This is a genomic window from Nostoc sp. DSM 114159 (assembly GCF_053470285.1).
The window spans coordinates 444665-458838 of sequence record NZ_JBPFEH010000001.1; the positions used below are offsets into that span (position 1 = coordinate 444665).

A 14174-nucleotide genomic window follows, 5' to 3' on the forward strand; every position below is an offset into this window, starting at 1 on the left:
AACAAAGACTACTAACAACTTTATTTAAGATGCTAAGTCTGTTCAAATCAATTCGAGATGCGATCGCAAGTTGGTGGTCGGAATTCACTCTCCAGACTAAACTGCTGGCTGTGGCCACAATGGTAGTTTCGTTGGTGATGAGTGGTTTGACCTTCTGGGCTGTAAATACAATTCAGCAGGATGCGCGGATGAATGACACCCGCTTTGGTCGTGATTTAGGGCTGCTGCTTGCTGCCAACGTTACCCCCTTGGTCGCTGACAATAATCTCACCGAGGTCGCCCGATTTTCCCAACGTTTTTATAGCAGCACGTCTAGCGTGCGTTATATGCTCTACGCCGATGAAAACGGGGAAATCTTTTTTGGCATTCCTTTTTGGGAAGCCGAGGTAGAAAATTCCCTTACCATTAAACGGCGGATACAACTGCCAGAAGATTACCCTGGTGATGGGGAAAAGCCGATGGTGCGGCAACACACAACCCCAGATGGGACAGTCACCGATGTATTTATTCCTCTAATCGTCAATAAAAAATACTTAGGTGTATTAGCGATCGGGATCAACCCCAATCAGACTGCTGTTATCTCCACCAATTTTACCCGCGATGTCACCATTGCCGTTTTTATCACCATTTGGGTAATGGTGATTTTGGCAGGAGTGATTAACGCTTTGACCATCACCAAGCCGATTAAAGAACTACTGGTGGGAGTAAAGCAAATTGCTACCGGGAATTTTAAGCAGCGGATTAATTTACCTTTAGGCGGCGAACTAGGAGAATTAATTTTTAGCTTTAATGAGATGGCAGAGCGATTAGAACGCTATGAAGAACAGAACATTGAAGAACTAACCGCAGAAAAAGCCAAGCTAGAAACTTTAGTTTCCACGATCGCAGATGGTGCCGTGTTGATTGACAACAATATGCAGGTGATTTTAGTCAACCCCACAGCAGAGCGAATTTTTGGCTGGGAAGCCGCTAATGTAGTCGGTTGCAATGTCTTACATCACTTGCCAGCATCAGTACAAATCGAAATCACCCGTCCCTTGTACGAAATGGCAGCAGGCGAATGCGAAAGCGCCGAATTCCGAATTTTTATTAACCAACCCACCCCACGGACGATCCGTATTCTCTTGACTACAGTACTCAATCTACAAAGAGAAAGCATCAAAGGTATTGCGATTACTATTCAAGATATAACCCGTGAAGTCGAACTAAACGAGGCAAAAAGTCAATTTATCAGCAACGTTTCTCACGAACTGCGAACGCCTCTATTTAACATTAAAACTTATATTGAAACTTTGCACGACTACGGCGAAGACTTAGCTTTACAAGAACGCCAAGAGTTTCTGCAAACAGTCAACCATGAAACCGATCGCCTAACTCGCCTAGTTAACGATGTTTTGGATTTATCAAAACTCGAATCTGGTCGCAACTACAGCTTTGATGGCGTAGATTTAGCTCAAGCGATCGAGCAAACCCTGCGTACTTACCAACTCAATGCAAAAGATAAAGGTGTTGAACTTGTTCAAGAAGTTGCCCCTAATTTGCCGCTAGTATTAGGTAATTACGATCTGTTAGTACAAGTGTTTGGCAACCTGATTGGTAATGCGCTTAAATTCACCAAAGCCGGTGGTAAAGTAGCAATCCGCGCCTACCAACTAGATTTCAAACCCAGTCACAACGAATCTGCACCAGTGCGGATTGAAATTTCCGATACTGGAATTGGCATCGCCACAGAAGATCAACACTCAATTTTTGAACGCTTTTTCCGCGTAGAAAACCGAGTTCACACCCTAGAAGGCACGGGTTTAGGTTTATCGATTGTTAGAAATATCATCGACAGACATCGTAGTAAAGTCTATCTAGTGAGTGAAGTCGGCATTGGCACCACTTTTTGGTTTGACTTAGCCATCTTTGAAGAAAAAGTCCCACCGATACAAGTTGAACCTATTGCGGAAACATCCAAAATCACCACAGTTTGAAAATTGCAGAAGCAGCCAAAATCATCACAGCCTGAAGATTAGGAATTGGGTATGGTTTGTTATTTTTGACCATTCCCGATAGTGGCAATTTTGGATGAAGCCTTTGAAGGAATTGCCACACTTTATTCAATTTATACATAAGAGGTTGATTAGCGATCGCTCTCTAGGTGGATCGTCTCACAAAATCGCATTGCTCTCTTTTGAATCTAGAAATACTGCACTAACTGTTCGCATAGTTGTTGATACAACTGTCATTGACAATCTTCGTGCAAGCAGCATTGAATTTTGTTTAGTTGTGGCTCAATTAATTATGTATACAAGTTACGGAATGTTTATTCTGCCAAATTCTTGGGAAATATTAAAATGATCGACTTCTTCTCAAAATTTTAACTTTACCCTATGACGACGCTGGCAGCAATCCCCGATTCAAATCCATTGCCGTATATCCCTGGTTATGCCATTGTTAAGCAGCTATATGCAGGTTCTCAGACAATAGTTTATCGAGCAGTGCAGGAGTCAAGTCAGCGTCCGGTGGTGATTAAACTATTACGGCAAGACTACCCCAACTTTAACGAATTATTACAGTTTCGTAACGAGTATGCAATTACTAAAAATCTCAACATTCCTGGCATAATTCATCCATTAAGCCTAGAAGCATACGCTAACAGCTATGCCTTAGTAATGGAAGACTTTGGCGGCATTTCCCTACGGGATTATACCCAAAATTATTCCTTATCTTTAGGAGAATTTTTAGAAATAGCCCGACAAATTGCTGATATTCTCCATGATGTCTGCCAGCATCGAGTCATCCACAAAGATATCAAACCCGCCAACATTCTGATTCATCCAGAATCACAACAAGTCAAGCTGATTGACTTCAGCATTGCCTCACTCCTCCCCCGCGAAACCCAAAAAATCCAAAATCCGAATGTGTTGGAAGGAACCCTTGCCTATCTTTCCCCAGAGCAAACCGGACGAATGAATCGCGGCATTGATTACCGCAGTGATTTTTATGCTTTAGGGGTGACATTGTACGAACTTTTGACTGGACAATTACCCTTTCAATCCAACGATCCGATGGAGTTAGTACACTGTCATTTAGCCAAGCTGCCACTCGCCCCACACAGTATTAATCCAGAAATTCCCGCGATCGTTTCAGAGATAGTATTGAAGTTGATGGCGAAAAATGCCGAAGATCGGTATCAGAGCGCCTTGGGTTTGAAATATGACTTAGAATGCTGTTTCAATCAATGGAAAGCAACGGGTAGAATAGAAACCTTTGTTTTGGGACAACGGGATGTGTGCGATCGCTTCATTATCCCCGAAAAACTCTATGGGCGAGAAACAGAAGTTGCAAACTTGCTCAAAGCTTTTGAGCGCGTCGCTAATGGCAGTTCAGAAATGATGCTAGTAGCAGGATTTTCCGGGATTGGTAAAACTGTGGCGATCAATGAAATCCATAAACCGATTGTCAGACAACGCGGTTACTTCATCAAAGGCAAATACGATCAGTTGCAGCGTAATATTCCCTTCAGTGCCTTGATGCAAGCCTTTCGTGATTTGATGGGACAACTGCTGAGTGAGAGTAATGTCCAATTGGCCCAATGGAGGGCGAAAATTTTGGCGGCTGTGGGTGAAAGCGGACAAGCAATTGTTGATGTGATCCCTGAACTAGAGCGAATTATCGGTCAACAGCCCCCAGTCCCAGAACTATCTGGTAATGCTGCCCAAAATCGTTTTAATTTGCTATTTCAGAAATTTATCGAGGTTTTTACCACCCCTGAGCATCCGCTGGTGATGTTTCTAGATGACTTGCAATGGGCAGATTCGGCTTCTCTGAATTTGCTGCAATTATTGATGAGTGAAGCCAGTTCTGGATATTTACTCATTCTGGGCGCTTATCGAGATAATGAAGTTTTTCCGACTCATCCCTTGATACTGACGCTGGAGCAGATTCAGCAAGCCCAAGCTACCGTCAATACGATCGCCTTGCAACCCTTGTCCGAAATAACGGTGAATCAATTGGTGGCAGACACCTTAAGTTGTCCCCACGAACTGGCTCAACCCCTGACGCAATTGGTATATCAAAAAACTAAAGGCAATCCTTTTTTTACAACGCAGTTTCTCAAAGCACTGCACGAAGAGGGTTGCATTCAGTTTCAGCCTGAACTGGGTTACTGGCAATGCGACCTGGCTTCGGTGCGGCAGTTGGCATTGACCGATGGAGTGGTAGAGTTCATAGCATTGCAGTTACAAAAACTTCCGGTGGATACACAGGAGCTTTTGAAACTGGCGGCTTGTATTGGCAACCAATTTGATTTGAAGACCTTGGCAATGGTCTGTGAAAAATCACTTGTTGATATAGCGACCAACCTATGGACAGCCTTACAAGAAGGACTGATTCTCCCCATTAGCGAAACTTACAAGTTCTTCCAATCAAATAACTCAGACCATATCAATCGCGGTGCTGAGATTGTCGTTCCTTATAAATTCTTGCACGATCGCGTCCAACAAACTGCCTATGGTCTGATTCCAGAAGATCGAAAACAGTCTATCCACTTCCAAATCGGGCAGCAACTGTGGGCAAATACGCCGGAAGCAGAGCGAGAAGGGAAAATTTTTGAAATTGTCAATCAATTGAACTACGGTCTGAAATTGACACCTCAAAAAAGTTCTCCTGGATTGTTGAATGCAGAAAATGGTGACGAAATCTCCAAGCTGCAAGAATTGGATCTAGCTCAACTGAATCTGCTTGCAGGACAAAAAGCCAAGGCAGCAACCGCCTATGAAATGGCAAATAAATATTTCACCGCAGGGCTGGCAGCGCTCCCAGAAAACGGTTGGTCAGATCGTTACGACCTCACCCTTGCCCTTTATACAGAAGCGGCTGAAATTGAGTACCTGAGTACCCATTTCGAGCAGGCAGAACGGCTTTCAGAAATTGTTCTTCAGCACGCCCAGGATTTGCTGCAAAAGGTGAAGATGTATGAAATCAAAATCTATTTCTACATTGCTCAGAATCAAATGCTGGCAGCAATCGACACCTCTCTACAAGTGCTGGAATTTTTGGGTGAACCGCTGTTTAAAGAACCCCCATTGGAGTTAGCGATCGAGGATTTAATTAACCTTCCAGAGATGCTCGATCCGCACAAGTTAGCAGCCATGCGAATTGCGATCGCAATGGTCACTCCCAGCCTGAATGCTAAACCAGAGTTGTTACCACTGATTGCTTACACACTAGTGAACTTATCGATTCAATTTGGCAACTCGGCATTTTCAGCATTTGGCTACACCTTTTATGGTCTGGTTCTATGTGGTACCCCAACCGGAATTGAAAAAGGCTATCGGTTTGGAAAATTAGGATTAAAATTGCTGGAGCGCTTCAACGAGAGGAAATTGTATGCAAAAGCGATCAATATTTTTGATGTGTTTGTGCGGCACTGGCAAGAACCCGCTCGGAAAACGATCGCTCCTTTACGTGAAGCGATTCAGGTTGGATTAGAAACGGGTGATGTAGAGTATGCCTGCTACAACGCCGCCTCCTACTGTAACTATCTTTTCTTTGTCGGTGAAGCACTGGAGCAGGTAAATCAGCAACAGCAAAAATACATCGATCTGTTGTTGAAATTCAAACAAGAGTATCAAATTTACTTCGGGCAAATTTGTCGTCAGCTGGTGTTGAATTTGATGGGAGCAGCAGAAGATCCCCTAATACTCGTTGGGGAGAGTTTCGACGAGCAAAAAATACTGCCGATTTTAATTGAAACTCAAAACGGAACTCTCTTGTTCCTGCTTCATCTAGCAAAGACCATTCTTCTGTTCATCTTTGAGGACTATCAGCAGGCACTTATCCATGCTCAAGAAGCCGAAAAATACCTGGGAAACATGGTTGGCTTCTTGCAGTATGCCGAACATAATTTCTATTACTCCCTCGCTCTGTTGGCTACCTGTTCAAATGGCACTGAGGCAGAGCAACAATCGGCACTAGAAAAAGTTGCAGAAAACCAGAAATTGATGAGTCAATGGGCTTTTCACGCTCCCGCCAATCATCAGCACAAATATGATTTAGTTGAAGCAGAGCGGGCAAAAATTTTAGGTCATTTAGACGCAATCACCTACTATAAAAAAGCCATTCAGGGGGCAAAAGAAAACGACTATATCCAAGAAGAAGCACTCAGCAATGAGCTGGCCGCCAAATTCTACCTAGCTTGGGGCAAAGAGAAGCTGGCCGCAGACTATATGCAACAAGCCTACTACTGCTACGCCCATTGGGGTGCAAAAGCGAAAGTTGCCCATTTAGAAGAACAATATCCGCAACTACTAACAGCCATTCTCCAATCGCCTAATCTTACCATCACATCTACGGCAACCATCCCCTTAACTTTGATGAAAAGTGTAACTAAAAGTTCTAGCAACCAAAATTTATACTTAGATTTACAAGCGGTGATGAAAGCCGCACAAGCCATCTCTCAAGAAATTGAATTAGAGAAACTGTTGGCAACCTTGATGCAGATCGCGATCGCCAATGCTGGCGCCCAAATCGGTCATTTGGTTCTTCGCCAAGAAGAACAATGGTTAGTTGTAGCTCAAGCCGATCGAGAACTGGTAAAAACTTTAGAAATTCCCCTGGAGCAATACTCAGAAATTCCCCAAAGTTTGATTTATGCAGTAGCAAGAACTCAAGAGACGGCTGTGTTTGAAAACTTGAGTACAGCAGTGCAATTTGCCAGCGATCGCTACATTATCGCTCACCAGCCCAAATCAGTTTTATGTACTCCCATTAGTCGCCAAGGAAAACTCATCGGTATTTTGTACCTAGAGAACAACTTAACTTTAGGCGCTTTTAGCAGCGATCGCATCGAGATTCTCCAACTCCTAACTAGTCAAGCCGCTATCTCTGTGGAAAATGCCCGTCTGTATCAACAAACCGAAAACTATTCTTACACCCTAGAAGCAGAGGTAGAACACAAAACCCAAGCTCTCAACCAAAAAGCCCAAGATTTAGAGCAGACCTTGAAAAAATTGCAGCAAACTCAAGGACAATTAATTCATAGCGAAAAAATGTCATCTCTCGGTCAATTGGTAGCTGGTATTGCTCACGAAATTAACAATCCAGTTAATTTTATTAAAGGTAATCTTACCCATACAGAAAATTACATTCAAGATATGATGCGTTTGCTGATACTTTATCAGCAGGAATATCCCCAACCTAATCCAGCTATTCAAGCGATGAAGGAAGAGATTGAGCTTGATTTTCTGTTTAAAGATGCTAATCAAACCTTAGAATCTATGAAGAGTGGTAGCGATCGCATCAGCAAAATTGTCCAGAGTTTACGCAACTTTGCTCGCTTAGATGAAGCCGAAATCAAAGCTGTAGATTTACACAGTGGTATTGAAAGCACGCTGTTAATTTTGCAACATCGCTTACAAGCTTCTGAAAATCAACCCGAAGTGCGCGTCATTAAGGAGTATGGCAATCTACCTTTAGTTACTTGCTATCCTAGCCAGTTGAATCAAGTCTTCCTAAATCTGATTAACAATGCCATTGATGCGATTCGAGATAATCCCCAAAGCAGCGAACACCCAGAAATTCGGATTCGTACTGGAGTGATAGATCGTGAATGGTTACGAATTGCAATCGCCAATACAGATAGTACGATTCCTGTGAGTTTGCAAGAGCGGATTTTTGAACCATTTTTCACCACAAAACCTGTTGGTCGTGGTCAAGGTTTGGGGTTATTTGTTTGCTATTCCATTATCCAACAACATCGCGGTACTTTAACTGTGCGTTCTCAGCCCACTGAGGGAACTGAATTTGAGATTGTTCTCCCTATCTATTAAACATCTTGCAAAAGTAACAAATGCCAAGATGTTGGAGTGCATGTTAAAGGTTACTGGGTTTGGGAAAATTCCATACCTTTATCCCTTACCCTTTTCCCTACAATGCCAAGAAGTCTATCGATCGATTACAGCGTTTTTCAGGTAAATGAAGTACACACGTAGGGCAATACAGTTCAGTTAAGAAAAATTGTAGGTTGGATTAAGCAAAGCGCAACCCAACAAAGCCCGGGAAATGTTGGGTTCCCCTTCTCTTCTCTACGAGAGGCTGCGCCAACGAGACGGTACGCGAACGCAGGAGAGGGAGGCTGGGTAGGTGAGGTCTGTCGAATTCAGGTCAGGTTAATATTTTTGGCGCTAACCCAAGCGTATTTACACGTAGGAGCACAGCAGTGTTGTGCCCTTGAGATCATCTGTACCTCAAGCCTGTTGCAATCTGCTGTAATTTTTATGAAATGCCTACTCTGCTTTTATTTCCTTAAACTTATACCAAGTAGAAACTTTTCATTGTGACTAGCCAATTTAAGTATTTGAGAATAAAGTAGTAGTATCAAAAATTACTATTCTTTCATGAAAAATTCTACTGAAAGTTCTCAACAAGACCTCAGTCTACCCAAGATAGAAGTAGACCAGCTGCTTCTGGAATGGCAAGAAAATCCAGCAGCTTACGTAAGTAATATATGCATCCATCAGTTGTTTGAATATCAAGTAGAAAAAACACCCGAACAAATTGCAGTCATATTTGAAGACAAACAAGTTTCTTATCAAGAACTTAACCAGCGAGCTAATCAACTAGCGCACTATTTACAAACTCTGAATGTCCAACCTGAGGTTTTAGTTGGCATTTGTCTGGAGCGATCGCTGGAAATGATTGTTGGACTATTAGCCATCCTCAAAGCAGGCGGAGCTTATGTCCCCTTAGATCCAGCCTATCCCTCAGAGCGCCTAGCTTTAATGCTAGAGGACTCACAGTTACCAATACTGCTGACACAACAACATCTACTTTCAAAGCTTCCAGAGCATCAGGCCCATATAGTTTGTCTAGATAGCGATAAAGAGGCAATTAGTCAACAAAGTCAGGAGAATTTAACCTGTTTAGTGACAGATAAAAACCTGTCTTATGTCATTTACACCTCCGGTTCGACTGGTAAACCGAAAGGGGTAGCTATTGAACATCACAGCACAGTCGCTTTGTTGCATTGGGCAAAAGAAGTTTTTACAACAGAGGATCTAGCTGGAGTGCTGGCCGCAACATCTATTTGCTTCGATCTCTCAGTTTTTGAAATATTTGTTCCCCTCAGTTGGGGTGGTAAGGTGATTTTGGCAGAAAATGCCTTGTATTTACCTACCTTACCTGCCGCTAACGAAGTCACTCTCATCAATACAGTGCCATCTGCGATCGCAGAGTTACTGAGAATTCAAGGTATACCCGCTTCTGTTCGCATCGTTAACTTAGCAGGTGAACCTCTGCAAAATCGTTTGGTGCAGCAGATATATACGTTGGACAATATTCAAAAAGTCTTTAATCTATACGGCCCGACAGAAGATACAACCTATTCCACATTTGCCTTAGTGAAGAAAGGTGACAGCATCGTGACAATTGGTCGTGCGATCGCCAACACATACTGTCTTCTGTTGGACGAACAAATGCAGATAGTACCCACAGGTGTTTCTGGAGAACTATATATTGGCGGCGAGGGACTAGCTAGAGGCTATCTCAACCGTCCAGAACTGACAGATCGGCGATTTATCCCCAACCCATTCATTAGCGAGCCTGGTGAAGACACCAAGCAAATGGTCAAAAAACAACGCCTCTACAAAACAGGCGACTTAGTTCGCTACTTACCAGACGGCAACATTGAGTATATTGGGCGCATTGACCAACAAGTAAAGATTCGTGGCTTCCGTATTGAACTAGGAGAAATTGAAACTGCACTGTGGCAACATCCTGATGTGCAAGAAGTTGTAGTGATTGCCAAAGAATTTTCCCCTGGCGATCAACGTCTAGTAGCTTACGTAGTTCCCAAGCCCGAATCACCAGACACGAATGTTGGTAATTTGCGCCGTTTTCTCAAACAGAAATTGCCTGACTACATGATCCCTTCTCGCTTTGTGCAATTGAGTGCTTTACCCTTAACAGCTAACGGAAAAGTCGATCGTAAGGCGCTCCCAGCACCCATTCAAACTTTGAATGCAAATGAGAAGTTTGTTGCTCCTCGCACTCCTATTGAGGAACGAGTAGCAGAAATTTGGTCTAATGTATTGGGTCTAAAAAACATTGGCGTTCATGACAATTTCTTAGCGTTGGGAGGACATTCCTTACTAGCCTTTCAAATCCTCTGCCGTATCCGCGATATTTTTCAAGTTGAGTTGCCAATGCGGCATTTCTTTGAAGCGCCCACCATCTCTGAAATAGCTGACAGCATTAAACAAGCACAACAGGAAGACATAGGATATTCTGTGTCAATACAATCCATTGGGCGTGATGGCGATTTACCGCTTTCCTTTGGGCAAGAAAGGTTGTGGTTTCTTAACCAGTTAGTACCCAACCATGCTTTTTACAATGTTCCCGAAGCCTTTCGCCTCAGAGGTGTACTCAACGCCACAATATTAGAAGAGAGTTTGAATGAAATTATCAACCGTCATGAAGTTCTGCGGACTACATATTCCAGTTTGAACGGACAACCCATACAGGTTATCCACTCAGCTTTTCCGATCAAACTCTTAGTGGTGAATCTCCAAGGGCTGTCTCCAGACGATCGCGAATCTCAAGTCCGCCAGCTCATCCTCGAAGAAGCCCAACGTCCTTTCAATTTAGTTCAAGGGCCATTGCTGCGAACAACATTGCTGCAATTGAGTTCAGAGGAACATATATTCCTCCTCAACCTGCACCATATCCTTTGTGATGATTGGTCTTTAAATCTTTTGTTCGAGGAACTGTCAACTCTGTATCAAGCTTTCTCCACTGGCAACCCTTCACCCCTTCCTGACTTAGCTATTCAGTATGCTGACTTTGCAGCTTGGCAACGCCAGTGGTTGCAAGGTGAAATTTTAGATAATAAGCTTGCTTATTGGCAGCAACATTTGAGTGGCAGTCTACCTATATTAGAATTGCCCGCCGATTATCCACGACCATTAGAGCCAACATATCAGGGGGCGCGTCAATCGGTCGTTATCCCCAAATCTCTAACCGATGCCCTTAATGTTCTCTCACGCCAAGAGGGTACTACGTTGTTTATGACCTTGTTGGCAGCATTCCAGACACTCCTATTTCGCTACACAGGGCAAGAAGATATTTTAGTAGGTGCTCCTATTAGCAACCGCCACCGTTCTGAATTAGAAGGACTAATTGGGTTTTTGCTCAATACTTTGGTATTGCGAACCAACTTGTCCGGCTCCCCAAGTTTCCGGCAGTTGTTAGGTCGAGTCCGGGAAGTAGCTTTATCGGGTTACACTCACCAAGACTTGCCGTTTGAGAAGCTAGTTGATGCTTTACAGATCGAGCGGGGCTTGAACCAAAATCCACTGATTTCAGTGATGTTTAATCTTCAGAATACCCCAACGCCTAAGCTAACTGTTCCCGAATTGACAATGAACCGTTTGGAAATTGATAACGGGACATCCAAGTTCGATTTATACCTCGAACTCCGAGAGACAGCAGCAGGGATATCGGGCAACTTGGAATATAGTACTGACCTATTTAAAGCTGAGATGATCGCTCTGATGGTAGAAAATTTTTCTAGTTTATTACAGAGTATTGTCTCTAACCCAGATCGGACAATTTCCAACTTACCTCTGTTAACATTCCCTAGCGATCGCCAAACTAAGCAGATATACAACAGCAATATAGATATTCGCAGTCTACCAGAGCCTGAAATGGATAGAAGCGATTTGGAAGCAGCATTTGTCGCACCTCGTACTCCGATTGAGTCACAAATGGCTGAAATTTGGAGCCGGGTTTTGGCGATCGCAGAAGTTGGAATTCACGATAATTTCTTTGAGCTTGGTGGTAATTCCCTGCTAGCATCTCAGTTGATTTTTTATGTAAAAGAAACCTTTCAAGTAGATTTACCCCTAAAAAGCTTGTTTGAGAAATCCACTATAGAAGCGCTGGCTCAGGTAATAGAGACAGTGCGTCGAGATGGCGTTTCTACTTTAACCAGTGCGATCGATCTCAAATCTGAGGTAGTACTCGACCCTGCGATCGATGCCCAAGGAAGGACTGTTGCTCAGGTCGATGAATTGCGTCATGTTTTTCTCACAGGTGCTACAGGCTTTTTGGGGGCTTTTTTACTTGATGAACTGCTACATCAAACTCAAGCAAAAATATACTGCCTGGTGCGTTCCACAAACGAGCATGAAGGGTTAAAAAAGATTCAACAAAACCTAGAAAAATATTCCCTTCATCACCCAAATTTTAGCTCTCATGTGATTGCAATTTCGGGAGACTTAGAACAGCCATACTTAGGTCTTCCTAGCGAACAGTTTGAAAAACTGGCTCTGCAAATTGATGTTATTTATCACAGTGCTGCCCAAGTCAATTTTGCTAAACCATACTCTGTCATCAAGGCATCCAATGTTCTTGGAACTCAAGAAGTTCTCAGATTAGCTTGTATGGGCAAAATTAAACCAATGCATTACATTTCTACCATTGCTGTTTTTGGTGCAATCAGCCATTTTACAGGACAAAAAGTAGTTTACGAAGATGACAACATCGAGTCTTGTAAAGATTATGTTGCTCTGGATCTTGGCTATGCTCAAACCAAATGGGTAGCCGAAAATCTTGTATGGGTTGCCAAGTCTAGGGGAATACCTGTTAGCGTCTTCAGAACAGGATTTCTCATGGGACATAGCAAAACAGGTATTGCTCATACACAAGATTCTTTTGTACCTAGAGTTATTAAAGGATGCATACAGCTTGGTAGTTATCCGGAACTCATAGATCAAAAAGAAGAATTGCTTCCTGTGGATTACGCCAGCAGAGCAATTATCCATTTATCCAAAAAGCAAGAATCTCTAGGAAAAGCTTTCCATATAGTACCGCCACCAGACGAAAATATTGGACTTATCAAGCTTTTTGAGTTTATTTGTTCTTATGGTTATCAACTCAAGAAGCTACCATATACTCAGTGGAAAGATGAGCTAATTGCAAATTTCAGGCACTCTCAGGAAAATGTTTTACATCCACTTTTACCGATGATGTCTGAAAAAGTCTATCAAGATTCTTTGACAATCATGGAGCTGTATCAAAATACAGTTGATTATGACTATCAAAATACCCTCAATGGATTGGCAGATTCTGCAATTGTTTGTCCGCCAATGGATGTTAAACTATTTGATAAATACTTCTCATATTTCGTCAGTAGTGGTTTCTTAAATTCACCACCTTTAAAACAGGAGTAAATGTTCATACTATAATTTTCAGCTTAACATTCCCTTCAAGTTTCTCCAGTAATTCTGGAGTGCATAGTATGATTTATCTACTATTGAATAAGACGATGTTTGGCTGGCAGACCAGAATTGTTGTACACTCAAGTTATTATTTGGTATTGCAATACAGTTCAGATAAGCCCAAAACACCTGTAGAGACGGCGATTTATCGCGTCTCCAAAACCCAAAATTCTTGCCAGTAGCCTTTAACTGAACCGTATTATTTGGTATTGCTGCTGAAAAACGCTACTTTCTTATCCAAGAGCATCAAAGTATGCCAAGGCATACGACTGATGATTTCTGGTTAGCGGGCCGAAGCGATAGTGACACTGTATTTGGTGCTGATGATGGTCAACTGTTAAAGGCACATCGTGTAAAAGGGGAGCATCTTACTTTTGTAAAAGTGAGATGTTCCCCTCTTTAGTTTTGTATTAGACTCAACACAGAAGCGTTATATTTTCAACTCCCCAGAGAACCCAAATCAAGACCTTAATATCACAAACAACAAACAGACCAATAATAAACCCAAAAGTAACAGTAAAGCCTGATTGCGTTTTACCCAACTTTTCACCGTTACAGCAAAACTGTTAGTGTAACGCTGCTGTTCCAACTCTAATTTTGTCTCTTCAATATTTTGGTAGAGCGTACAGTCTTTAGCGTAGGGACGTTTAGGAAAATTGCAAGTATCATCAGCGTGATAGGTGCAGGTGTCGCACAGATACCCATCCCCAGCGGCGCGGTGCAATGGAATACCGGGATGACCGTAAGCTTTAAGTGTAGTCCGGCAGTAGGGACAACTAATAGCTTGACTATCAACAAGTTGATGGCAGTGGGGACAAGATACAGTAGCCAAAACCTTTAGCGCAAATAGGTAAACACTTTGATTCTAGCCATTTACAGGGATAATAGGGAAATACATACGTAGCCTGT

The 14174-nt window shown here is 42.6% G+C and carries 6 protein-coding genes; 5 read left to right on the forward strand and 1 reads right to left on the reverse strand.

Features of this window, described 5'->3' with window-relative positions; genetic code table 11:
• Positions 1 to 29: 29 nt before the first annotated feature.
• The 5 genes from nblS (at position 30) to ACR5KR_RS01770 (ending at position 13447) form a co-directional block, all read left to right on the forward strand.
• Entirely contained in the window at positions 30 to 1976 is a 1947-nt protein-coding gene (gene nblS, locus ACR5KR_RS01750) for a two-component system sensor histidine kinase NblS (protein ID WP_448265216.1), read from the forward strand.
• A gap of 94 nt (positions 1977 to 2070) precedes the next feature.
• Positions 2071 to 2343 (forward strand): hypothetical protein, encoded by a 273-nt coding sequence (locus tag ACR5KR_RS01755; protein ID WP_448265217.1) that lies wholly within the window; start codon positions 2071 to 2073, stop codon positions 2341 to 2343.
• A 32-nt stretch (positions 2344 to 2375) separates the two neighbouring features.
• A complete protein-coding gene (locus ACR5KR_RS01760; protein ID WP_448265218.1) occupies positions 2376 to 7817 on the forward strand; it encodes a trifunctional serine/threonine-protein kinase/ATP-binding protein/sensor histidine kinase in 5442 nt (1813 codons plus the stop codon).
• A 567-nt stretch (positions 7818 to 8384) separates the two neighbouring features.
• On the forward strand, positions 8385 to 13217 hold the full coding sequence (locus ACR5KR_RS01765) for an amino acid adenylation domain-containing protein (protein ID WP_448265219.1): 4833 nt from the start codon (positions 8385 to 8387) through the stop codon (positions 13215 to 13217).
• Positions 13218 to 13285: 68 nt separating this feature from the next.
• On the forward strand, positions 13286 to 13447 hold the full coding sequence (locus tag ACR5KR_RS01770) for a hypothetical protein (protein WP_448265220.1): 162 nt from the start codon (positions 13286 to 13288) through the stop codon (positions 13445 to 13447).
• A 278-nt stretch (positions 13448 to 13725) separates the two neighbouring features.
• Here ACR5KR_RS01770 and ACR5KR_RS01775 read toward each other — a convergent pair whose 3' ends face one another.
• Entirely contained in the window at positions 13726 to 14097 is a 372-nt protein-coding gene (locus tag ACR5KR_RS01775) for a zinc ribbon domain-containing protein (protein ID WP_322678886.1), read from the reverse strand.
• Positions 14098 to 14174 lie beyond the last annotated feature (77 nt).